Below are 22803 nucleotides of genomic sequence, written 5' to 3'. Positions count from 1 at the left end.
CTAGCCCAGCTTGCCGTCGACGAGGGTCTGCAGCTCGGTCATGCCCTGCTCGAAGCCGAGCTTGCCCTGCCAGACCTTCATCAGGTGCTCGTTGATCGAGGCGGTCAGGCCGGGCACCGAGACCTCTTCGGGGAAGTTGGCGAAGCCGGTGTCACGCACGTCGAGGAAGGTCTGGGCGTGCGCGGGGTAGTTGCCGTCCAGCACGACCTGCTCGGCGCCCTTGATGGACGGCACCGCGCCGCCGTTCTTGAGCCGCAGGAGCTGGCCCTCCTTGCTGACGAACTCCGTCAGGAAGGTGAAGGCCTCCTTCGACTGCTTGGTGCCCTTGTTGAGCGCCAGGTAGGACGCCGCCACGGCGCCGGGCATCGGCTCGCCGGTCTCGGACGGGAACGGGACGATGTCGTAGTTGTCCAGCTCGCCGCCCTTCTTGACGATGTCGATCACCCAGCGGCCGCCGGCGTAGAAGCCGACCTTGTGCTTGATGAGCTGGGTGTTCCCGCTGTTGCTCGCGGGCTGCAGGTCCGCGCTCAGGAACGTCTTGTCCTGGTAGCCCTTGGCCAGCGTCTCCAGCGCCTTGCGGGACTTGGGGTCGGTGGTGGCGACGAACTTGCCGCCGTCCCAGACCTTGCCGCCGAAGCCGGAGACGACCGAGTACGTGGAGCCGTACCAGTTCCAGTAGACGGACCCGCCCAGGCCCGCGGCCTTGAGCTTGGCGTTCATGTCCAGGTACTTGGCCATGGTCCACTGCTTGGACGCGTTGAGGGTGGCCGGGTCCTCGGTGATGCCGGCGGCCTTCAGCGCCTTCTTGTCGTACCAGAGGACCTCGGGGTTGGTGTCGTTCGGGACGCCGTAGATCTGGCCGTCCTTCTTGGCGCCGCCGTACACGCCGTCGAAGAAGTCCTCGGGCTTGCTCTTGGAGTCGGGGCCCGCGAGCTGGTCGTTGAGCGGCTGGACGACCCCGGCGGAGACGAACTTGCCGATGTTGTCGTCGCCCACGAAGAACACGTCGGGGGCGGTGCCGCTGGTGAGCTGGGCGAGCAGTTTGGGGTGGTAGTCCTCGTACTTGGCGACGGACTCCAGCTTGAGCTTGATGTTCGGGTGACGCTGCTCGAAGTCCTTGGTGAAGGACTCGTAGAGCTTGACGTCCTCGGCCGATCCCCAGGTGGACCAGCGGATGGTGACCTGCCCTGCGGCGGCGTTCCCGCTCACGCCTGGAACGTTCCCTCCACCGCCGCTGCAGGCGGTGGCGGCGGTGGCGAGCAGACCCAGTACGGCCAGCGCACGCTTCATGATGGGCTCCTTCAGGGGGTGGTGCTGTCGGGTGCTACGCGAGCCCGCCGCCGTCGACGACGAGAGCGGAACCGGTGACGTAACTGGCGGCGTCGCTCGCCAGGAAGAGGACGGCCTGGGCGATCTCCTCGGGGCTGCCCGAGCGGCCCATCGGCCGGTCGGCGGCGTCGGCCTCGAAGGCGGCCCAGTCCTCGTTGAGCTGGCGGGCCTCGTCCCGCAGCATCGGGGTGTTCGTGTCGCCGGGGTTGACGGAGTTCACCCGGATCCCGGCCTTGGCGTGGTCGATCGCCAGCGCCCTGGTCATGTTGACGACGGCCGCCTTGGACGCGCAGTAGGAGATCGCGTTCCCGCCGCCCTTGAGCCCCCAGCCGGAGCCGGTGTTGACGATCGAGCCGCCCTCGGTCATGAGCGGGATCGCGTGCTTGCACATCAGGAACACCGAGCGCACGTTGACCGCCATCACGCGGTCCCACTCGTCGGCGTCGAGGTCGAGCGCGGTGGTGCGGCGGATGATGCCCGCGTTGTTGAACAGCACGTGCAGGCCGCCGTAGGTGTCCACGGCCGTGCGGGTGATGCGCCGGCAGTCCTCCTCCGCGGACACGTCCCCCTGGACGGCGACGGCGGACGCCCCCGCCTGCGTGATCGCCTTGGCGGTCTCCTCGGCCCCCGCGCCGTCGATGTCGGCGACGACGACCTGGGCGCCCGCCTCTGCGAAGAGCAACGCCGTCGCGCGGCCGATGCCGGAGGCACCGCCGGTGACGATCGCGACCTTGCCATCTAGCCTGTTCATCCGTAGAACTCCTCACTTGCCGCACAAATGCGATAAATCGTGCTTTCGCGGTATCCGGTGATCACCCGTACGTGCGCGGCCAGCTTCCGGTCCAGCTCCTGGTCCCCGCTGTCGGCCAGCAGCGGCCGTCCACCGAGCCCGGCCAGCTTCTGCTGCGTGGCCAGCACGACCAGCCCGTCCCCGCCGCCCGGACCGCCGCCCTGACCGCCGCCGAGCACCTCGTCGAGCACGCGGGGGGAGACCTGCTGGTTGCCGCGGCCGAGCACGAAGCCCTGGCCGCCGATCACCGACAGCACGATGACCGCCTCCCGGCCGCGTACCAGCTCGAACAGCTCCCCCTCGGTCACGTCGGCGGCCACCAGGCCGGCGCCGCCGCCCGCGCGGGCCTCGACCACGTCCACGCCGAGCAGCGTGGTGGCGAGCCCGAGCTCCCTGCCCACGGCCGCCGTGGTGGCGCCGGGGCCGAGCACGTAGCGCGCCCCCGGCCGGAGCCGGGCCGCGACCTCGCGGGCGATGCCCTCGACCGTGGCCGGAGCCGCGTCCGAGGAGCCCGCCTTGCGTCCCGACAGGGCCGCGCGGCCTGCCGGGACGCGCAGGCTACCGTAGAGCCGGGGGCTGACGAGCCCGCGGCGGTAGCGCTCCTCGTCCAGGTCCACCACCTCGGCCTCGGCGGTCTCCGGCCTGGTCAGGAAGTCGGCGGCGACGAACCCGGCGGTGGCCGGGCTGAGCGCGAAGCATCCGGAGTACACCTTGACCCCGGCCGGGATCCCCAGCACGGGCGGCGCCTGGCCGCCCAGTTCCCGCGCGGCGTCGAGCACGTCGCGGGCCGTGCCGTCGCCGCCGGCGAACAGCAGCAGGTCGACGTCGGCGAGCGCGGCGACGGCCGCCCGCGTGTCGGCCGCGGTGGTCGCGTCCTGGACGCCGGAGGGCACCAGCTCGTACGGGACCGCGGCGGCGCGGGCGCTGTCCTCGCCCATCGCCCCCGCCACGGTCACCAGCCGGACCCCGGGACGGCGGGCGAGCAGCGTGGCGACGGCCTGCGCGGCCCGCCGCCCGGCCTTGGGCTCGGCGCCCTTGGCCAGGGCCGCGCGCTGCACGTCGGCGCCGTCGCTGCCCTTGAGCCCCACGGACCCGCCCAGCCCGGCGACCGGGTTGACGACCAGCCCGATCACGCCGTTCCCTCCGGACGTCATGGCTCAGCCGCCCGCGGCCAGGTGCTTGCGCACGTACGCGCGCCAGGTCGGCGCCCACTGCTTGGGGTCGTCGAGCGGCGTCGGGTCGATCTTGTGGATCGTCTGGTTGTACGGCGCGCCCTTGACGAACTCCGGGTCCCGCCGCGCCTCCGAGGCGACGTGCTCCAGGATCGCCGCGTACTCGTCCAGGTCCTCCCGCGAGTACGACTCCGTCGGCTCCAGCGTGAACGGCTCCGGCACCAGGTACGGGTGGTGGCTGGTCCAGTAGTGGACGCCGAAGTCGGCGGCGCGCACGCCGATCTCCTCCGAGTGCACCCCCGTCTCCTCCGACAGCTCCTGCCAGGAGTAGCGGACCTGCTCGATCCGGCGCTGGTCCCACGGCGCCGAGGCCCCGGGGATCTGCAGCACCTTGTGCATCAGGTAGTTGTTGTTCAGCACCGCCGTCTCGGCCACCTCGCGCAGGCCGTCCGCGCCCAGGGCCATGATCCAGGCGTAGGCGCGCACGACGTTCGGGGTGACGCCGAGGAACGGCCGGATCTTGCCGACGCTCTGCGCGGGCGTCTCCAGCCCGTACGCGGCGCCGTCGAAGGAGACCACCGGGCCGGGCAGGAACGGCTCCAGCTCCGGCGAGACGCCGCAGGCGCCGGCCGCCGGGCCGCCGCAGGCGTGCGGCGTGGAGAACGTCTTGTGCAGGTTGAAGTGGCACAGGTCGAACCCGGCGTCGCGGGCCCTGGTGATGCCGAGGATGCCGTTGGCGTTGGCCTGGTCGTAGCAGGCCAGGCCGCCGACCTCGTGCACCAGGTCCACGAACTCCCTGATCCTGGCGTTGTAGATGCCGGTGTCCTCGGGGTTCGTGATCATCAGGGCGGCCGTGCGCGGGCCGACGGCGGCGCGCAGGGCCTCGATGTCGGGCAGGCCGTTGGCGTCCGGCATGAGGGTGATGACCTCGTACCCGGCGGTCTTGGCGCAGGCCGCGTTCGACGGGTGCGAGAACATCGTGGTGATGACCTGGTCCCGGTGGCCCTCGCCGCGGGCGGCGTGGTAGGCCCTGATCATGGCGATGTTGGCGTAGATGGCCGCCGAGCCCGAACCGGGCTGCAGCGACACGCGCGACATCCCGGAGATCTCGGCCAGCATGCGCTCCAGCCGCCAGTAGATCTCCAGCACGCCCTGCACGGTGTCCTCGTGCTGCAGCGGGTGCAGCTCGGCGATCGCGTTGGCGAACTGGTCGTTGACCTTGGGGCTGTACTTCATCGTGCAGGTGCCCTGGCCGACGTCGATGTTGAGGTCGACGCCCAGGTTCTCCTGCGACAGCCGCAGGTAGTGCCGCAGCACGTGCAGCTGCGACATCTCGGGCAGCTTGGGCGGGGTGGCCCGCCCGACGCCCTCGGGCAGCTCGACCTTCTCCGCGCCCGGCTCGGGCACGGCCATGCCGCGGCGGCCGGGGCTGGACAGCTCGAAGATGATCGGCTCGTCCCAGCGCGCCTGGTGGAAGCGGCGCAGCGGCGGCTTGGGCGCCACCGGAAGCTGCGCGAAGGACTCGGCTCCGTGCCCGCTCATGCCTGCACAACCTCCTGTACGGCTGCCGCGAGCCGGTCGATGTCGTCGATGGTGTGGCGTTCGGTCACGCAGACCAGCACCGTGCGCTCGTCCAGCGGGACGCCGCCGTAGATGCCGCGCTCGCGCAGCCCGGCCAGCAGCGCCGCGGAGTCGGGCACCTCGATCGCGAACTCGCGGAAGTGCACCGAGCCCTCGTGCCGGACGGTGACCGACCGGGCCAGGGCGCCCATGGCGTACCGGGTGCGGGCCAGGACGGTCTCGCCGAGGTCCTTCATGCCCTGCGGGCCCATGAGCGCGAGGTAGACCCCGGCCGTGATGCCCCACAGGGCGGCGGCCGTGCCCACCCATTCCTTGCCCTCTTCGCGCAGGGCGAAGGAGGTGCGGTCGTAGAAGACGTCGCCGAAGCCGTACTCGCCGGGGACCTTCGTCGGCGCGATGCCGAACAGGCGCGAGGGGAACTCGGCGACCAGCGGCTCGTGGTCCTGGGTGGCGATGTAGCCGGCGTGGCCGCCGCCGTAGTTCTGGTGGATGCCGAGCGACTGGATGTCGCCGCAGACGATGTCGGCGCCGTAGGAGGCGGGCGGGGCCAGCACGCCCAGGGAGATGGGGTCGGCGCTGACGACCAGCAGCGCGCCGGCGGCGTGCGCGAGGTCGGCCAGCTCCCGGCCGCGGGCCTCGACGACGCCGTAGACGTTCGGGGTCTCCAGGTAGAGGGCGGCGTAGGAGTCGTCCAGCGCGACCTCGCCGATCTGCCCGTCCTCGGCCACCGGGGCGAGCTCGATGGTGATGTCGGGGGCCAGGAAGTCGCGCAGCTTGCTCAGCTTGTCGGCGCTCACCGCCCCGCTGACCAGCACCTTCGACCGCTTGGTGTAGCGGCAGGCCATGCGCAGCGCGGTGCCCGACGCCTGGAAGCCGTCGTAGGTGGGGACGTTGACGACGTCCATCTCCAGGAGCTCGCCCATCATGCTGACGTACTCGAACAGGGCCTGGAAGCGGCCGTGGTCCTCGTACGGCTCGCCCGCGTACGCGGTCAGGAACTCGCTCCTGGAGTTGACCTCGTCGCAGACGGCGGGCACGTGGTGCGGGTAGCAGCCGTGGCCGAGGAAGCTGAGCGCCTCCTCGGTGTCGGTGTTCCGGGCGAACAGGCCCTTCATGTGGCGCACCAGGTCGCGCTCGGCGGTGAACGGCGCCGGCAGGTCGAGCGGCCGGTCCAGCCGCAGCTCCGCGGGGATGTCGGCGTAGAACTCCTCGACGCTCGACGCGCCGACCGCCGCGAGCATCTCGGCTCGCACGCGCGGCTCGGCGTTGGGTATGTACGGGTGCGTCACTTGTCTCCTTCGATCCTGATCACGACGGCGTCGCGGGCGGCCAGCTCGATGCCGTCCCGCAGGTCGGCCCCGGTGAGCAGGTCCGTCCCCGGATACGGGAGCGTGACCGGCTGCGGGGCGGTGGTGTGGTTGAGGAGGAACAGGTGGCCGCCCCTCCTGACGGCCTCCACGCCCTCCGGCACGTCGATGCGCTCGATGCCGTCCAGCAGCGGCTCCAGCACCGGCGTCACGTCGTCGAGCAGGCAGCCGACGTAGGTGGCCGCGCCCTTGCGGGTAACGGCGGGCAGGCCGTCCAGGTCGCCGCCCTCGAACAGGGCGACGGGCTCGGCGCCCTCCAGCCTGATCCACTCGGCCCAGGTGCGGGCCTCGCCCAGGCCGGTCCGCTGGACGTCCCCGTCGGCGAGCGGCCAGAACTCCTCCACGGCGATGCCGAGCAGATCGGCCAGCGGGCCGGGCGCGCCGCCCGGGTGCACCTGGTCGCTCTCGTCCACCACGCCGCTGAACGGGCCCACGACGAGCCTGCCCTCGTACGCCTCCAGCGCCCTGGCCTGCTCGGCGGTGCACATGTAGAGGTTCGGGGCGATGACCAGCTCGTACGGCGACAGGTCCCGGCCGGGCGGCGCGAGGTCGACGGCGATTCCCCTGGCGTGCAGGGAGGCGTACCAGGCGAGCAGCAGTTCCTTGAGCCTGAGCCGGTTGGACGGCATGGACTCGGGCGCCTCCAGCGCCCACCAGCTCGGCCAGTCGAGCAGCAGCGCGACCTGGGCGCGGGTCTCGCTCCCCGCGACCTCCGACAGGCGCCGCAGGTCGGCGCCGAGCGCCAGGGTGTCGCGCCAGCCGCGGGTCCGCGTCCCGCCGTGCGGCAGCATCGCCGAGTGGAACTTCTCGGGGCCGTACCTGGCCTGCCGCCACTGGAAGAACATCACGCCGTCGGAGCCGTGGGCGAGCGCCTGAAGGCTGTGCAGGCGCATCATGCCCGGCGGCTTGGGGACGTTCACCTCGCGCCAGGACACCGCGGACGGCGCCGACTCCAGCAGCAGCCAGGGCGCCTGCCGCAGCGAGCGCATGAGGTCGTAGCTGAGCGCCACCTGCACGTGGGAGCCGGGGTCGGCGGGGTCGGGGTAGGCGTCGTCGCTCACCAGGTCCTCGGCCGCGGCCCACTTCCAGTAGTCGAGGCCGTGCAGGATGCTCATGAAGTTCGTGGTGACCGGGACGCCCGGCGTGATCGCGCGCAGCGCCGCCTTCTCGGCCAGGAACAGCTCCAGGAGCGCGTCGCTGCAGAAGCGCCGCCAGTCGAGGAGCTGGGCGGGGTTGACCGGGCCGGGCGCCGTCCTGGGCGGCTCGACCTGGCCGAAGGACGTGTAGTGCTGGCCCCAGCAGGAGGTGCCCCAGGCGGCGTTGAGGCCGCCGACGGTGCCGTACCGGTCTTCCAGCCAGCGGCGGAAGTGGCCGGCGGACTCGGGGCAGAAGCACTCCAGCGTGTGGTCGGCGTACTCGTTGCCGATGTGCCACATGGCCAGCGCGGGGTGGTCGCCGTAGCGCTCGGCCATCGCGGTGGCCATCCGTACGGCGTGCTCGCGGTAGACCGGCGAGCTCGGGCAGTAACCCTGCCGGGAGCCGAACTCCAGCCGCACGCCGTCGGCGTTGACCGGCAGCATCTCGGGGTGCTCGCGCACCAGCCACGGCGGCGGCGTCGCGGTCGCGGTGGCCAGGTCGGCGGCGATGCCGTGCTCGTGCAGCAGGTCCAGCACCCGGTCGAGCCAGCCGAAGTCGTAGGCCCCGCGTGCGGGCTCCAGGCGCGACCAGGAGAACACCGCGACGGTCGCCATGTTGACCCCGGCCTCGGCCATGAGCCGCGCGTCCTCGGCCCACACCTCCTCCGGCCACTGCTCGGGGTTGTAGTCCCCGCCGAACAGCAGCCCCGGTATCCGGGTCAGCCCCACTCGAACTCCTCGATCATGCAATGTAATATTTTGTATGCCGAATTCATAGTGCAGTATTTTGCATCACGTCAAGGGTTAGGATTCGGTTGACCTGAACGAGAGGGAGTCACCATGCCCATCGAGCGGCGACCGTTGCGCGAGCAGATCAGGGAAGAGCTGCTGAGCCGGCTCGATCGAGGTGACTTCGCCGCCGGCACCGACATCAACGAGGCGTCCCTGGCCGCCGACCTGGGCGTCAGCCGTACCCCGCTGCGCGAGGCGCTGATCACCCTGGCGGGCGAGGGCGTGCTGGAGAGCAACCAGGGGCGCGGGTTCCGGTTCGCCCCGGTGAGCCGGCGCGAGTTCCGCGAGCTGTGCGAGATCGTGGCCGCGCTGGAGTCGCTGGCCCTCGACTGCTCCGACCCGGCCCACCTGCGCTCGATCGCTCCCGACCTGCTGAAGCTGGCCCAGGACTTCCCCGACGACGTGGCCGAGCAGCAGGTCATCGAACGCCACGACGACGAGTGGCACGACCTGCTGCTGAGCGGCTGCCGCAACGAGCGCCTGCTCGACCTCATCACCAGCGTCAAGGCAGGCATGCGCCGCTACGCGCACCTGATCGCCGGGGACGACGCGCCTCTGGAGCGCGAGGCCGCCGAGCACCGCCGCATCGCCGAGTTCCTGCTGACCGGCGAGCCGGCCAAGGCCGTCCAGGCGTTGCGCGACAACTGGATCAACGGCATGGAACGGATGATGTCCCGCATCCCGTGACCCGTGGAATAGTTGAAATCTCAACTTGGTTGCATGGGGCAGATCCCGCTGGAAGGAGCGCGACATGCCCGCCGTAACCGTTGAGAACCCCCTCACCCTCCCCCGCGTGCCCGCGCCCGTGGCGGGGGTGCCGGAGCGGAAGGTGCTCGCCGTCGAGACCGCGCCCAGCGGGTTCGAGGGCGAGGGCTTCCCCGTGCGCCGCGCCCTGGCGGCGATCAAGCTCGAATACCTCGACCCGTTCGTGATGATGGACCAGATGGGCGAGGTCGACTACGCGGCCGGCGAGCCCAAGGGCACGCCCTGGCACCCGCACCGCGGCTTCGAGACCGTCACGTACATGATCGACGGCGTCATGGAGCACCTCGACTCCAACGGCGGCGGCGGCACGATCACCAACGGCGACACCCAGTGGATGACGGCCGCGTCCGGCATCCTGCACAAGGAGGCGCCGCCGGAGTGGCTCGTACAGAAGGGCGGGCTGTTCCACGGCATCCAGCTCTGGGTCAACCTGCCCGGCGCCAAGAAGATGATCGCGCCGAAGTACCAGGACATCGGGCGTTCCAGCGTCGTGCTGCTGAGCAGCCACGACGGCGGCGCGCTGGTCCGGCTGATCGCGGGCGAGCTGGCCGGGAGCACCGGCCCCGGCAGCACGCAGACGCCGATCACGCTGCTGCACGCCACCATCACCCCGGGCGCGCGGCTGACCCTGCCCTGGCGCAAGGACTACAACGCCCTGGTCTACGCCCTCTCCGGCCGCGGCACGGTCGGCGCCGAGCGGCGTCCGCTGCACGGCGGGCAGCTCGCGGTCTTCGACGGCTTCGGCAGCCGGCCGGGCCTGACCACGCCGGGCGAGACCATCACGATCGAGGCCAAGGACACGCTCGACGTGATCGTGCTGGGCGGCGAGCCGATCGGCGAGCCCGTGGCGCACCACGGCCCGTTCGTCATGAACACCCGCGCCGAGCTGGTCCAGGCGTTCGAGGACTTCCAGGCGGGCCGCCTCGGCACGGTCCCCGCCGAGCACGCCCACTCCTGACCGCCTCTCCCCGAAGGCCCGTGCGTTCCGCACGGGCCTTCGCGTTTTCTGGTAGACATTCACTGTGAAGGACGTACATAAATTTGACCAGGAGCCGGACGGCTCCCTCTTCGACCCGCGGGCCAGGGCGGCCATGAGTGAGTTCGTCGGCGGCGGCGACACCGCGCCGTTCGAGGCGGCCGCCGCCGTGCGGACGGCGTACCAGGCCGTCGAGCGCATGCGCGCGCACGGCAGCGAGGGGCGCGGGCTCAGCTCGGGCGCGATGGACGTCCTGCTGCGCCTCGGCGCGGCGGGCGCCGGCGGCGGCGGTATCAGCATCGGCGACCTGGCCCAGGCCGCCGGGGTCAGCTCGCGCAACGTCACGGGCCTGGTGGACACCCTGGAACGCGACGGCCTGGCGCGGCGGGTCCAGGACAGCCGCGACCGGCGCTCGGTGCTGGCCGTGATCACCGACGAGGGCCGGGCGTGGATCGAGGCGTTCCGCACGCCGTCGCAGCTGGCGATGCGGGCGATGTTCCAGGGGTTCTCGGCCGCCGACCTGACCGCGCTGCGGCACCTGTGCCTGCGGCTGGCCGACAACCAGCAGCGGCTCTCGGCTCACCTGGAGGGACGATGACGAGCGCCCGCGAGGTGGTCAGGGCCTACCACGAGGCCAGGCTCCGCGCCGACGTGCCGGCCGCGGCGGCGCTGATCGGCGAGGGCTTCTCCTTCAGGAGCCCGTTGGTCTCCTCGACCGACCCCGCCGGCCACCTGGCCGGCATCGAGGCCCTGGTGAGCGTGGTGACCGGCGTCGACCTGATCAGCGAGCTGTACGGCGAGTCCGAGGCGACCCTCGTCTACGACCTGCACACCGCCACACCGGTCGGCACCCAGCGCACCGCCGAGCACTTCAGGCTCGGCCCGGACGGGAGGATCCGGAGCATCATGCTGATCTTCGACGCCGCCCCCTGGCAGCCGATGGCGTCGGCGATCAGGTGAGCGGCAGGGCGGCCGCGGTCTGGCGCCAGATCCGGCCGTCCCTGACGACCAGCGTCCCGAACGTCGTGACCCGGTTCCCGCCGACGGTCATGACCGCGTTGTAGAAGATCACGTCACCCTCGATCCGGAGCGACGTGATCTCCTCCACCTGCGGTCCGGCCGCCAGGTAGGCGGTGAACAGCTCGCGGATCTCGGCGGCGCCCCTGGCCGCGCGGTCGAACCGGACGACCACCGCCTCGTCGTGGTACTGGGCGAGCAGGGCCTCCAGGTCGCCGTCGGCGATGGCGGCGAGCTGGCGGTCGAACACTTCCTGGGTCACGGTGTGCCTTCCGGGGAGGGGCGCAGCAGGTCGTAACCCACCTGGGCGGCGCCGTACAGCAGGACGAGCGGGAGCGCCGCCGCGACGGGCAGCGCGGAGGAGGCCAGGGTGAGCACGGCGGCGGCCAGGCGGACGGCGCCCGCCCGGCGGTCGGCCGAGCACAGGTGCTGCAGGCCGAGCACGGCGAAGACCAGGGCGGCCGGCACCCCGACGGCCCAGCTCGCCCCCGACGGGTGCGTGATCGCGTGCTCGATCCCGATGCCGAACGCCACCAGCCCCAGCGAGAGCGGTAGGTGCGAGTACACCCACACCTGCCCGGCCAGCTTGGTGCGCAGCACGACGGACTCGTCGACGTGGTCGAAGTACAGCCACCAGAAGGCCATCGCGATGGCCACCCCGGCCAGCGCGACCAGCAGCACGGACGGGGTGACGTCGTGCCCCTTGAGCCCGGTGACCACGGCGGCGACCACCTCGCCGAGCACGATCACGACGAACAGCCCGAACCGCTCCGGCAGGTGCTCGCTCTGCGGCGGGAGCCTGCTCTGGTGGCCGCGGCTGAGCAGCGGGGTCGCCAGGTCGATCACCATCGCCACGGCCCACATGGCGTACCGCTGCGGCGGATCGACGGCGAGGGAGGCCGGCCAGATGACCGCGGCGACGGTGAATCCGGCCGCGTACCGCACGGTGAGCGGCTTGGCCTCGGGCACGTGCCGGCCGGCCCTGAGGTAGGCGACGACCAGTCAGGATCCGGGCGGCCGCGTACGAGAGCGCGAACAGGGCCGAACGTTGCTCGATGTCGCTGACGCTGGCCGCCATCGTGGCCACCGCGAGGATCTGCGGCAGCGCGAGCAGGCGGTGGCTGACGTCGTCGGTGTCGAACCGGTTGGCGTAGAAGACGTAGCCCGCCCAGGACCACCAGACCGGCACGAACAGGCCGACGAAGGTGAGGACGCGGCCCGCGTCGGCGCCGCCGGCGAGCACGTCGGCCAGCTCCGCGACCGCGACGACGAAGACGAGGTCGTAGAGTAGCTCCAGCCAGGTGGCCCGGCGGTGCACCTGCTCGAACAACCGTAAACGGGGCGGCTGCCATCGGCGGCTAGTCAACGCTGGACCTCCACGATATGTAATTGTGTAATTATGCACGCCTTTCGGCTAGTGCAGCGTCAAACAGGCCACCCGAGGGCCCGCCTCGCCCGCGTGGGCGCCGCTCTTCTTGGTGGGCCTGGCGTGGATGACCAGCGACTTCGGCAGGGCGGCAGGGTCGAGGCTCCAGGAGTGACGGGACGTCGAGCGGCCCGCGCCCGACCCGTCGGTGGTGACGTCGAGCCAGATCTCGCTGGCCGGGTCGGCGTGGCCGGGGTTGTGCTGGAAGTGGCCGCCCGCGTCGTCGGGGTCGGTGCCGCAGGGCGCGGTGTGCAGGTGGGCGCCGTAGTGATGGCGGGGCAGGAAGCCCTCCACGACCAGCGAGGTGCGGGTCGTGCCGCCGCTGGACTCGGCCGTGAGGCTGGCCTGCGCGCCCTCGGGGGCCAGGCGGCGGTCGTAGGCGATCGCCGCGGTGTCACCGGAGGTGAACTCCCCGCCGCCGCTCAGCTCCGGCACGCCCGGCGGGCTCGGCTTCGTGACCTCCTGCAGCGGCGCCGGCGGCCCGGCGCAGGCGGCGGTCGTGAGCAGGACGAGCAGGAGTGCGGGTACGCGCATGAGGGACCCCCGGGGTGTGCTGGCGGAAGGCCCCTCACTCTAACGAGTAGCCGTACGGCTACGCCGCGTGTTCGGCGAATCTCACTTCAGCGCGCCCGAGCTCAGCCCGGACTGGATCTGCCGCTGGAAGATGATGTAGATGACCATCACCGGCAGGATCGTCATGCTCAGCGCGGCGAACAGGCCCGGCCAGTCCGCCTCGTAGCCGGCCCTGGTGGAGATCCTGGCGATGCCGAGCGTGAGCGGCCACTTGTCCGGCGCGCCGCCCATCAGCGCCAGTGGAAGCAGATACTGGTTCCACTGCCCCAGGACGTTGAAGATCGTGATGCTGACCAGGCCGGGCTTGGCCATCGGGACCATGATCTGGAAGAACGTCCGGGTGTGCGAGGCGCCGTCGATCAGGGCCGCCTCGGCGACCGCCTCGGGCAGCGTGCGGAAGAACGCGGCCAGGAAGAAGATCGTGAAGGGCAGCGAGTACGCGATGTAGACGATGATCAGGCCGATGTGCGAGTCGAGCAGCCCGAACTGCTTGACGACGAAGAACAGCGGCCCGAGCGCCAGGAAGATGGGGAAGGCGAGCCCGGCGACGAAGTAGTAGTAGATCAGCTTGCCGCCGACGAAGTCGTAGCGGCCCAGCACGTACGCCGCCATCGAGCCGAACAACATCGTGCCCGCCGTGCCGAAGAACACGACGATGACCGTGTTGAGCATGTACTGCCCGACGTGCGCCTTGTCCCAGGCCCGGCCCCAGGCGTCCAGCCGCAGCGCCCCGGGGAGCTGGAGCGGGTCGCCGAAGATCTCGGTGTTGGTCTTGAACGAGGCCAGGAACGTCCACAGCAGCGGCAGGATGATCAGCAGGGCCCAGACGGCCAGGGCCACATGCGAGAGCCCGCTCAGCACGCCGGGCCGCGGCCTGCCCGCTCCACGCGAAGCCATCAGAGCTCAACCCTTTCACGCCTGGTCGTGCGGAGCGTCAGCACGGCGAACGTCACGGTCAGGAAGAACAGCACGACGCCCATCGCCGAGGCGTAGCCGACCTTGTGGTAGTCGAAGGCGGTCTTGTAGATGGTGATGGGCAGGATGGTGGTGGCCCCGTCGGGCTCGCCCCGGTCGCCCGCCAGCACCTGGATCAGCGCGAAGCCGTCGAAGGCCGCGATCCCCAGGTAGATCCAGCCGACCTGGAGGGTGTCGCGCAGCAGCGGCAGCGTGATGGAGAAGAACAGCCGCACGCGGCCGGCCCCGTCGATCGAGGCGGCCTCGAAGTAGTCCTTCGGGATGGCGGCCATGCCCGCGGAGAACAGCACGACGTAGAAGCCGACCGCCTGCCAGACCATCACCGCGATGATCGACCACAGCGCGAGGCCCGGCTCGGTGAGCCAGCCGATCGGCTCGGAGAGCCCCAGCCTGGCCAGCGTGCCGTTGATCACGCCGTCCTCGTCGGGACGGTAGATGGCCTGGAACAGCACGCCGACCACGGCCACGGCGAGAACCTGGGGGAAGAAGAACACCACCCGGTAGAAATTCGACCCCCAGACCCCGCGCATTCCCGCGCCGCGGGTGCCGCCGCCGAGGTTCAGCAGGAACGACAGGAACAGCGCGATGACGATCGTCAGGAGCGGCAGCACCAGCAGCAGAATTCCGTGATTGCGCAGGGCCTGCCAGAAATTGTCGTCGTCGAACAACCGGCCGAAATTGTCCAGCCCCACGTATCGGACGACCGAGCTGACGCCGTTCCAGCTCGTCAGCGAGAGCTGGAAAGCCTGAACATATGGGCTGATCACGAAGACCGTGTAAAGCGTGACCGGGACGGCCAGGAACCCGATGACGAATCCGTACTTGCGCAACCGCTCCATGTGCTCAGGCGCTCCGCGTCTGCTTGGTGACGGAGTCGTCCTTCTTGACGTCGTCGGCCTTCTTCTGCATGCGCGCGCAGAATTCGTCGGGGGTGATGCGGCCGGACATCAGCACGTTGGTCTGCTCCCAGCCGTAGTCGAACAGCTCCTTGTACCAGCCCTCGAACCGGGCGTCGGTGATGATGTTCTCGCCGGCCGCGTCCTGCGCCTTGGCGGCGCTGACCAGGCCGGGCGGGAACTCGGAGCTGTCGGCGGCGCCGGTCACCACCGTGAGGTTGCTGGTCTTCTTGGTGAAGCCCGCCGCGCCCTCCTTGGACAGCATGATCCGCAGGTACTCCAGGCCGCCCTGCGGGTTCTTGCCCTTCGCCGCGACGACGAAGTTCTCGCCCACGCCGACCTGGATCGCGCCGTACGGCATCTTGTCGGAGGCGGTGACGTCGGGGATGGGGGCGAGGGCGTACTCGAAGTCGAGCGGGATGTCCTTGGTCATCTCGTTCTCCAGCCAGGAGCCGCACGGGTAGAACAGCACCTTGTTCTGGAGCTGCTTGACCTGGGTCTGGGTGTGGTCGAGGCCCAGGTACGCCTTGTCGCCGTACTTCTGCTGGACGTCCAGCCACGCGGTGACCGCCTGCTTGACCGCCTCGCTCTTCCAGGCGTTGTCGACGAGGTTGTCGATGTCGATGATGACCTGGTTGCCACCGATCTTGGCGGCCGTGTACAGGACGTTCCAGAGCTGGTAGTACGGGCCCTTCTTGCCGGGGTAGGCGAAGAGCGCGATGCCCTCCTTCTTGGCCGCCTCGCCGAGCGCGGTGAACTCGGCCCAGGTCTTCGGCACGCTCCAGCCCTTGGCCGCGAACAGCTTGGCGTTGTACCACAGCGCCCGGTGGGACACGGTGTAGTTGAGGACCAGGTCCTTGCCGTCGAGCTTGCCGTTCTGCAGCACGAGCGGCGTGATCGTGTCGCGGACCTTCTTGGACGGGTCGTCGAAGGAGGGCGCGTCGTAGAGCGGGGTCAGGTCGGTCAGGTGGCCCTCGGCGGCCAGTGCGGCCAGGTCGAGCGCCTCGGGACCGGAGTTGTTGATCACGTCGGGCATGTCGTTCCCGACGATGCGCGGGCGGAGCTGGGTGCCGATCTGCTGGGTGGCGGTGTGCTTGACCGTGACGCCGGCGTGGGCCTTCTTGTACAGCTCTTCGTGCAGGTCCTTGGCGTAGGAGTCGCCGTAGCCGCCGCTGAAGATGACCACTTCGAGCGGCTTCTTGGCGTCGACGCCGAAGGGGTTCCTGGGGTCCGCCGACGCCGCGATCGACGTGGAGGGCGCCGCCGAGGGCTGATCGCCGCCACCGCCGCTGGTCGCGCAGGCGCCCAGCAGGCTCGCGCCGGGCCCGGCCACGAGCGCGGTCATGCCGATACGGCGGAGCAGCTGACGCCGAGTAATCTCGCCCGGGTGGGTCATGGGGGCTCCCGAAGAGGATTCAGTTAGGAAAGTTTCCTAAACGTTTGCCCGAACGTACGAACGCCTGCCGACACGCGTCAAGGGGGCGCGATCGAGACGTGACCTTGCCGTGATCCCTTGCCTAGAACGACGTTCTAAAAGCAAGGTGGGTCACATGATTATCGAGTACGCGGACCGGGTGTGGCGCGGCGAGTCTGACGACAGCATCGTGGACACCGGCATGGAGGGCAAGGGCGTCCAGACCGTGACGGAAGGCGTGGGCTGGTGGCCGGGGTTCGGCAACGCGATCGCCTTCGAGACTGAGGGCGAGCTGCTGCTCTTCGACACCAGCGGGCCGTGGGCCGCCGCCCGCCTGCACGAGGACGTACGCCGCTGGTCACGGGCGCCGCTGACCACCGCGTTCTACTCCCACGGGCACGTGGATCACGTCTTCGGCACCGGGCCGTTCGAGGAGTCGGGCCCTCGGGCCACCGTTTACGCCCACCAGGCGGTGGTCGACCGGTTCGAGCGTTACGTGCTGACAAATGGTTACAACACAGTGATCAACCAGCGGCAGTTCCAGAACACCCGCCTCCGCTGGCCCACCGACTACCGGCGGCCCGACGTCACCTACACCGACGCGCTGACCGTACGGCGCGGCGGGCTGACCTTCGACCTGCTGCACGCCAAGGGCGAGACCGACGACGCCACCATCGGCTACGTGCGCGAACACCGGCTGCTGCTGCCCGGCGACCTGTTCATCTGGGTGACCCCCAACTGTGGCAACCCCCAGAAGGTGCAGCGATACCCGCGCGAATGGGTGCACGCGCTGCGCCGGATGGCGGCCCTCGACGCCGAGATCATGCTGCCCAGCCACGGCGCCCCGATCTTCGGCGCCGACCGCGTGCGGCAGGCGCTGCTGGAGACGGCCGAATGGCTGGAGTCGATCATCACGCAGACGCTCGACCTGCTCAACGCGGGCGCCAGGCTCGACGAGATCGTGCACGCGGTGAAACCGTCCGAACGCTGTGCCGACCGTCCTTATCTGCGGGCTCGCTATGACGAGCCGGAATTCGTCGTACGCAATCTCTGGCGCCTTTACGGCGGCTGGTACGACGGCAATCCGGCCAATCTCAAACCGGCTCCCGACGCGGTGGTGGCCAAATCCGTGGCGGAACTCGCGGGCGGGCCGCACGCGCTCGCCGACGCGGCGCTCAAGGCCCTTTCCGAGGGGGACGAGCGGCTCGCCGGACATCTCGCGGAAATGGCCGCACTGGCGGCTCCTGACGACTCCGGAGTACATCGGGTCAGGGCCCAGGTTTTCGCCGCGCGGGCGGCGGGGGAACAGTCGCTCATGGCGAAGGGTATTTTCACCTGGGCCGCCACTGAATCGTCGAACCGGGCCGATTAGCGGTACGCGCCGGAGACGGGCGCCTTACCCCGGAAGGGGGTACCCGCCTTTCCCGACGATGACGAGCACCCACCGTCCCCTCCCTGTGGACGCCGACCACCCACCGCGCCCTACTGGCCGCCACCGGCCGCTCGCTGTCCTCTCACGGCGGGCGCCGGCCGCCGTCAGCGGTGGGTGACGGGCGCCGGGGTCACTCCTTCCACCAGGGGCTCGGCATGGGGGCGGGCCGCGACCTGGGCAGGGAGTCCGGCGGGACCTCGGGTCCCGCCTTCACGTGCAGCTTGACGGTGTCCGATGCGATCCGCAGCGCGTACTCGGCCGTCCACTCGTCCTTGACGTACTGGGCGTCCACGCCGTACCCCGTGCCGCTGCCGTCGTCCTTCAGCCACATCACCACGTACTCGACCTTCAGCCCGCGCCGCGCCAGCTCGGCCCGGACCTCCCCGACGCTCCTGTCGCGGACGTCCAGCCCGTCCGGAGCCTCTTCCGGGACTCCCATCGGGGCAATGGCGGCGTACCGCTCGCCCGGCTCGGCCGGACGGCCGATGCCGAAGACGATCCGGCCCTTGTAGCCGGTGGGCATGGAGACCGTGCCGCACCAGGCCGACGCACAGGTCTCGACTGTTCTGACGGTCACGCCGGTGCCGGGCGGGAAGTTCCCGGGGGTGGCGGGGCCGAACAGCTTCCCCGCGTACTGAGGGGCGACCGGGATCTTCCGCACCTGCGCGTCCAGGCCGACGGCCTTGAACGCCTCGGTGAAGGTGGCCGCGTCGGCCTCGGGGTCGGTGATGGTGACGTCGATGAAGTCGTCGCCGGTCTTGAGGGTGACGGCGGCGTTGGCGTACTCGGTGGCCGGGCCGACGATCGGGAGCGTGACGGCGAGCACGGCGGCCAGCCCGGCCGCCACCGCCCCCAGCACGAACGTCCTGCGCGGCGCACGGCGGCGCGGGCTCCGGACGGGCACCCGCTCCTCGGACATGATCGACCGCATGAGCGCCCGCGCCCCCGCGCCGGACGCCTGCCCCATGGGCTCCCCCGCGAGCTCCTCGTCGCTCAGGCGGGCAAGATCGGCGATGCGCACAGTGAGCTCCTTGTCACGCACGCGAGCGGAATCGGCGTCGTTCACAGCGAGCTCCTCGTCATGCGCACGGGCCTGATCGGCGGACTTCACAGCGAGCTCCCTTCCAGGGCCACGGCGTGCGTGTGCTCGACCCCGGCCTCGGTCAGGCGGCGGGCGAAGCGCCGACGGGCCCGGTAGAGCCGGACCCGTACGGCGTTGCGGGTGATGCCGAGGGTCGTGGCGATCTGGCCGGTGTCCAGCCGCTCCCAGGCGACCAGGGTGAGCAGTTCCCTGTCGTCGTCGGAGAGCGTCCCGAACGCCTGGGCCAGCGGCGACAGATCCTCACCGGACGGCCCGGCGACCAGCGGCGCGGCGGCCAGTTCAGCGCGCAGCGCCTCGGTACGCCGCTCGTGGCGGCGCTCTCCGCGCCGGTGGTTGGCGAGCACCTTCCTGGCCACGCCGTACAGCCAGAGCCTGGCCCCCTCCCCGCGCGGCACCTCCTCGATCCGCCGCCACGCGATCATGAACGTCTCGGCCACGACGTCGGCCGCGTCGTCGGGGTCGGGACATCGGCGCAGCGCGTAACCGAGCAGGGGCCTGTAGGAGGACGCATACATCTCCTCGAACCGGCTCTCGGGATCGGCTCCCATCCGGTCTCCTCACGTGAGTGTCAACAACACTCACCCCATGTCCGGATATTTGGCAGCATTACAGCTCTTGGCGTGATGAGTCGGTTTTGCCAGTGAATCGGATCGTAGGCGTCGGCGTCGTGCTCACGGACGCTCCGGAACACGGGCCCTCGGCCCACCTCCGGGACCCCCGGCACGCCGCCATGCCTCGGCGCCCCGTCATCCCGAACACAGTCAGAGATCTGCTGCTGAACCAGCATCCGAATCGTCGAACATGTCACGGGCGGACTGGACGCTGCCCGCACGCAGAGCCCAGCGCCTCGGCCGTAATGCTGGCGGGCGAAGGGGCTGTAGACCGGCCAATCGGTAGACATCATGATCTCTTCCGTGAATGCCCGAACCACAAGAACCACTGACAGCAGCGTGGTCGCCGGATCTTCGACGATCCTCCTGCCGCACCAGCGGAGTGGAGGGCAGCTTCACGCCCATGAGGTCACGCAGGATCTCCACCGCCGGCCGGGGCCGGTCGGCGAACACCTGTCCGAGGACGTCATGTCGGGGGGGCGACATGACACTTATTGCCACACGGCGAGCACGTGGCGTGGCCATGCGCTATGGAGAGGGCTGGGGCCTACTGGTGAGCGGACAAGAGAACGGGCCCGCGGTAGACGCCGAAGGCGCCGTCCCGGGTGGGGTCCCGCACGCCCACCCGGTGACCAGGCAACTCAGGCGAAGTGGGTGCGGGTTTCGGTGAAGGCTTGGTCGGTGGCTTCCAGGGCGCGGGCCACGTCCTCCTCCGTGTGCGCCGCCGACATGAACCAGTTGTGCCAAGGGTGCAGGTACACCCCGTGCCGCAGGCAGGCGTCGCTCCAGTACAGGGCCGTGGACAGGTCGGCGTCGCCGTCGAAGCTGAGCCACGGGATGGTCACCGGGCCCGTCTGGTTCACGACGAACCCATGAGACTTGGCCTGGGCGTACAGGCCGTCCCTGAGCTGGGTGCCGGCGCGTTCCATGGCGGCGATGCCGTCCGTGTCGCGCAGGGTCTCGATGGTGGCCTTGGCCGCGGCCATCGCGACCGCCGAGAACCAGAACGAGCCGGTCGTGTAGAGGGTCTGCGCGGCGCCGCGCAGGGCGTCGGTGCCGGTGACGGCGGCGATCGGGTAGCCGTTGGCCATGGCCTTGGACCAGGCGGTCAGGTCCGGCCGGACCCCGTACGGCTCCCACGACCCGCGCAGGTCGATCCGGAACCCGGCCCGCACGTCGTCGATCACCAGGGCTGCGCCGAGGCGGTCGGCCAGGGCGCGGGCGCCGCGTGCGAAGGCGGGCTCGACCAGTTCCTGGTCCTCGAAGGAGTCGTGCTTGAAGGGGGTGCAGATGATCGCCGCGACGTCGCCCTCGACGGTGGCGGCGGCGGCCTCCAGGGACTCCAGCGAGTTGTAGGAGAACTCGACCAGGTCGGCGCGCTCGTTCGGGGTCGTGCCGGCGGTCGAGGGCGTGCACCAGGGGTCGGCGCCGTGGTACGCGCCGTGCGCCATCAGCACCTTCGTCCGCCCGGTGGCGGCGCGGGCGACCATGAGCGCCTGGGTGGTGGCGTCGGTGCCGTTCTTGGAGAACATCGCCCAGTCGGCGCTCGGCACGGTGTCGACCAGCAGCTCGGCCAGCTCGACCATGATCGGTCCGGGGCCGTTGAGGCAGTCGCCGAGGGCGAGCTGCCGGGCGGCGGCCTCCTCCACGCGCGGGTGCCGGTGCCCGAGCACGACCGGGCCCCAGCTGCACATGAGGTCGATGTACTCGCGCCCGTCCACGTCCCATTGGCGGCAGCCCTCGCCGCGCTGGAAGAACTGGGGGTAGCCGGGGGCGAAGATGGCCGCGTTGAGGTGCCCGTACATGCCGCCGGGGACGACCTTCAGCGCGCGCTCGCGGAGTTCGGCGTCTGTCATGCGAGAGTCCTTAGGGTGGATTCGAGGTCGGTGAGGCCCGCGTCGGAGCCGAGGCCGGTGGCCACGCGGGCCGCCGCGGCGGTGCCCCAGCGGGCGGCCTCCAGCACGTCGCGGCCGTGCAGGAGCCCGGTCAGGAATCCTGCGCAGTACGCGTCGCCGCACCCGGTCGTGTCGGCGACCTCCGTCTTCAGCGCCGGCACCCGCTCGGGGCCGCCGTCGGAGGTCAGCACGAGGCTGCCGGCCGCGCCGAGGGTGACGAGCACGCCCTTGGGGCCGTCTGCGAGCAGGGTCGCGGCGGCGGCGGCCACGTCGGTGTCGCCGGTCATGAGCAGGGCCTGCGACTCGTTGGGCAGCACGTAGTCCACGTGGGGCAGGAACGCGCGGGCCATCGCCAGCAGGTCGGGCAGCTCCGACAGCAGGTCCATCGTGACGATCGTGCCCGCGGCCCGTACCTCGTCCAGGAGGGCGAAGAAGGCGGGGTCGCCCAGGCCGAAGGTGACGTCCATGCCGCCCAGGTGGATCGCCCGCGCGCGGCGCAGGACGTCGGGGTCCAGGTCGGCGAGGGTGACGCCGAGGTTGGCGCCGGGCACGTGGAAGCTGGGCCGGCCGCCGTCGGGGCGGATGGGCAGGATCGAGGCGGCGGTCTGCTCGCCGGCCCTGCGGACCAGGCGGGAGGCGTCCACGCCGCGCTTGGCGAGGACGGCCTCCAGGAAGTCGCCGAGCTCGTCGTCCCCGATCGCGCCCATGGTGATCACCTCGTTGCCGAGTTTGACCAGGTCGACGGCCGTGCCGGCGGCGGCGCCGGCGGCCGTGAGGCGGATCTGCTCGACGAGTACGGTGTCCTGGCCCTCGGGGATGTGCTCGACGGGCCTGGCGAGGATGTCGACGATGTGCACGCCGACCGTGGCGACGGTCATGGACTAAATAGACAGACGTCCGAATAAAAAGTCAATATGCTGCTGGGAGTCGCCGCGACAAGAGGGGGATCCCGATGCCGAAGATCGTCGATCACGATGAGCGCAGGGCCGAGGTCCTGTCGGCGGCCCGCAGGGTGATCGTCAGGGACGGCATCGACGCCGCCACGACCAGGGCCATCGCCAAGGAGGCCGGCTACTCCAACGGGGTTCTCGCGCACTACTTCGCCGACAAGGACGAGATCCTGCTGTCGGCGCTGAGCCAGTCGCACCAGCGGATCAGGGCGCGGCTGACGCGCAAGGTCGAGGGCGTCACGGGCCTGGCCGCCCTGCGCGAGCTGATGCTGGACAACCTGCCGCTGGACGCCGAACGCACCCAGGAGAGCCGGCTGGAGGTCAGCTTCTGGAGCCGCAGCCTCGCCTCCGAACGACTGGCCGAGGTCCAGCGCGCCGAGGCCGACGAGCTGCGCGCCGCCGTACGCGAGCTGCTGGGCCAGGCCCGCGCGGCCGGCGAGCTGCGCACGGACGGCAACCTCGACGACCTCGCCGAACACCTGCTCGCCCTGGTCGACGGCCTCAGCCTGCACCTGCTCCTCTACCCGGGCCGGCTCACCCGCGTCGACCTCGAACGCCTCATGCTCCAGGCACTCGACCGCCTCTGACGACGGAAGCGCGCAGG

22 protein-coding genes and 1 pseudogene are annotated in these 22803 nt (G+C 70.7%); 6 read left to right on the top strand and 17 right to left on the bottom strand.

What is annotated here, in order from left to right:
- Genes ACIHAD_RS19130 through ACIHAD_RS19105 form a run of 6 tightly spaced genes read right to left on the bottom strand, consistent with a single transcriptional unit; the run spans position 1 to position 8104 of the window.
- Positions 1-1290 carry an ABC transporter substrate-binding protein gene (locus tag ACIHAD_RS19130; RefSeq protein WP_397355807.1) on the bottom strand — a complete coding sequence of 430 codons (1290 nt, stop codon included), beginning with the start codon at positions 1288-1290 and terminating at the stop codon, positions 1-3.
- Between the two features lie 34 nt (positions 1291-1324).
- On the bottom strand, positions 1325-2080 hold the full coding sequence (locus ACIHAD_RS19125) for an SDR family NAD(P)-dependent oxidoreductase (protein ID WP_397355806.1): 756 nt from the start codon (positions 2078-2080) through the stop codon (positions 1325-1327).
- On the bottom strand, positions 2077-3273 hold the full coding sequence (locus ACIHAD_RS19120; RefSeq protein WP_397355805.1) for an ATP-NAD kinase family protein: 1197 nt from the start codon (positions 3271-3273) through the stop codon (positions 2077-2079). Before ACIHAD_RS19120 ends, ACIHAD_RS19125 begins: the two co-directional genes overlap by 4 nt.
- A gap of 3 nt (positions 3274-3276) precedes the next feature.
- Entirely contained in the window at positions 3277-4833 is a 1557-nt protein-coding gene (gene gcvPB, locus ACIHAD_RS19115) for an aminomethyl-transferring glycine dehydrogenase subunit GcvPB (RefSeq protein ID WP_397355804.1), read from the bottom strand.
- Positions 4830-6161 (bottom strand): aminomethyl-transferring glycine dehydrogenase subunit GcvPA, encoded by a 1332-nt coding sequence (gene gcvPA, locus ACIHAD_RS19110; protein WP_397355803.1) that lies wholly within the window; start codon positions 6159-6161, stop codon positions 4830-4832. Before gcvPA ends, gcvPB begins: the two co-directional genes overlap by 4 nt.
- Entirely contained in the window at positions 6158-8104 is a 1947-nt protein-coding gene (locus ACIHAD_RS19105) for a beta-galactosidase (RefSeq protein WP_397355802.1), read from the bottom strand. Before ACIHAD_RS19105 ends, gcvPA begins: the two co-directional genes overlap by 4 nt.
- Before the next feature lie 111 nt (positions 8105-8215).
- On the opposite strand from ACIHAD_RS19105, the gene ACIHAD_RS19100 reads away from it, so the two are divergent.
- From ACIHAD_RS19100 to ACIHAD_RS19085, 4 genes are all read left to right on the top strand, one after another.
- On the top strand, positions 8216-8854 hold the full coding sequence (locus tag ACIHAD_RS19100; protein ID WP_397355801.1) for a GntR family transcriptional regulator: 639 nt from the start codon (positions 8216-8218) through the stop codon (positions 8852-8854).
- Between the two features lie 64 nt (positions 8855-8918).
- Positions 8919-9890 carry a pirin family protein gene (locus tag ACIHAD_RS19095; protein WP_397355800.1) on the top strand — a complete coding sequence of 324 codons (972 nt, stop codon included), beginning with the start codon at positions 8919-8921 and terminating at the stop codon, positions 9888-9890.
- Between the two features lie 64 nt (positions 9891-9954).
- Positions 9955-10506 carry a MarR family winged helix-turn-helix transcriptional regulator gene (locus tag ACIHAD_RS19090; RefSeq protein ID WP_397355799.1) on the top strand — a complete coding sequence of 184 codons (552 nt, stop codon included), beginning with the start codon at positions 9955-9957 and terminating at the stop codon, positions 10504-10506.
- Entirely contained in the window at positions 10503-10868 is a 366-nt protein-coding gene (locus tag ACIHAD_RS19085) for a hypothetical protein (protein ID WP_397355798.1), read from the top strand. Before ACIHAD_RS19090 ends, ACIHAD_RS19085 begins: the two co-directional genes overlap by 4 nt.
- Here the strand turns inward: ACIHAD_RS19085 and ACIHAD_RS19080 are convergent.
- The 7 genes and pseudogenes from ACIHAD_RS19080 to ngcE all read right to left on the bottom strand — a co-directional run bounded on the left by ACIHAD_RS19080 (position 10861) and on the right by ngcE (position 16140).
- Entirely contained in the window at positions 10861-11187 is a 327-nt protein-coding gene (locus ACIHAD_RS19080; protein ID WP_397355906.1) for a nuclear transport factor 2 family protein, read from the bottom strand. The two genes, ACIHAD_RS19085 and ACIHAD_RS19080, sit on opposite strands and share 8 nt — an antisense overlap.
- Positions 11184-11927: a low temperature requirement protein A gene (locus ACIHAD_RS19075; RefSeq protein ID WP_397355905.1), complete on the bottom strand. Its 744-nt coding sequence runs from the start codon at positions 11925-11927 to the stop codon at positions 11184-11186. Before ACIHAD_RS19075 ends, ACIHAD_RS19080 begins: the two co-directional genes overlap by 4 nt.
- Positions 11928-11985: 58 nt before the next feature.
- Positions 11986-12243 (bottom strand): annotated as a pseudogene (locus tag ACIHAD_RS19070) (low temperature requirement protein A); the annotation flags it as partial.
- Positions 12244-12339: 96 nt separating this feature from the next.
- The gene (locus ACIHAD_RS19065; RefSeq protein ID WP_397355797.1) at positions 12340-12885 is read right to left on the bottom strand and encodes a superoxide dismutase family protein; all 546 of its coding nucleotides are present in this window, start codon (positions 12883-12885) and stop codon (positions 12340-12342) included.
- An 81-nt stretch (positions 12886-12966) separates the two neighbouring features.
- Positions 12967-13821 (bottom strand): carbohydrate ABC transporter permease, encoded by an 855-nt coding sequence (locus tag ACIHAD_RS19060; protein ID WP_397355796.1) that lies wholly within the window; start codon positions 13819-13821, stop codon positions 12967-12969.
- Entirely contained in the window at positions 13821-14738 is a 918-nt protein-coding gene (locus tag ACIHAD_RS19055; RefSeq protein WP_397355795.1) for a carbohydrate ABC transporter permease, read from the bottom strand. Before ACIHAD_RS19055 ends, ACIHAD_RS19060 begins: the two co-directional genes overlap by 1 nt.
- Before the next feature lie 4 nt (positions 14739-14742).
- Entirely contained in the window at positions 14743-16140 is a 1398-nt protein-coding gene (gene ngcE, locus ACIHAD_RS19050) for an N-acetylglucosamine/diacetylchitobiose ABC transporter substrate-binding protein (RefSeq protein WP_397355794.1), read from the bottom strand.
- 205 nt (positions 16141-16345) lie between these two features.
- Here ngcE and ACIHAD_RS19045 point away from each other — a divergent pair, with 205 nt between their 5' ends.
- Positions 16346-17581 carry an alkyl sulfatase dimerization domain-containing protein gene (locus ACIHAD_RS19045; protein ID WP_397355793.1) on the top strand — a complete coding sequence of 412 codons (1236 nt, stop codon included), beginning with the start codon at positions 16346-16348 and terminating at the stop codon, positions 17579-17581.
- Positions 17582-17771: 190 nt separating this feature from the next.
- Here ACIHAD_RS19045 and ACIHAD_RS19040 read toward each other — a convergent pair whose 3' ends face one another.
- The 4 genes from ACIHAD_RS19040 to ACIHAD_RS19025 all read right to left on the bottom strand — a co-directional run bounded on the left by ACIHAD_RS19040 (position 17772) and on the right by ACIHAD_RS19025 (position 22127).
- Positions 17772-18707 (bottom strand): hypothetical protein, encoded by a 936-nt coding sequence (locus ACIHAD_RS19040; RefSeq protein ID WP_397355792.1) that lies wholly within the window; start codon positions 18705-18707, stop codon positions 17772-17774.
- A 41-nt stretch (positions 18708-18748) separates the two neighbouring features.
- Positions 18749-19291, bottom strand: coding sequence for an RNA polymerase sigma factor (locus tag ACIHAD_RS19035; protein WP_397355791.1), 543 nt, complete (start codon positions 19289-19291; stop codon positions 18749-18751).
- A gap of 704 nt (positions 19292-19995) precedes the next feature.
- Positions 19996-21210 carry an aminotransferase class III-fold pyridoxal phosphate-dependent enzyme gene (locus ACIHAD_RS19030; RefSeq protein WP_397355790.1) on the bottom strand — a complete coding sequence of 405 codons (1215 nt, stop codon included), beginning with the start codon at positions 21208-21210 and terminating at the stop codon, positions 19996-19998.
- Entirely contained in the window at positions 21207-22127 is a 921-nt protein-coding gene (locus tag ACIHAD_RS19025; RefSeq protein WP_397355789.1) for a carbohydrate kinase family protein, read from the bottom strand. Before ACIHAD_RS19025 ends, ACIHAD_RS19030 begins: the two co-directional genes overlap by 4 nt.
- A gap of 74 nt (positions 22128-22201) precedes the next feature.
- Here ACIHAD_RS19025 and ACIHAD_RS19020 point away from each other — a divergent pair, with 74 nt between their 5' ends.
- Complete coding sequence (locus ACIHAD_RS19020) at positions 22202-22786, top strand: TetR/AcrR family transcriptional regulator (protein ID WP_397355788.1); 585 nt, start codon at positions 22202-22204, stop codon at positions 22784-22786.
- Positions 22787-22803: the final 17 nt, after the last annotated feature.

Source organism: Nonomuraea sp. NPDC052265, assembly GCF_044547985.1.
GTDB lineage: Bacteria > Actinomycetota > Actinomycetes > Streptosporangiales > Streptosporangiaceae > Nonomuraea.
Note: the sequence above shows the minus strand (reverse complement) of the source record. Positions and strands in the feature narration are given on the sequence as shown.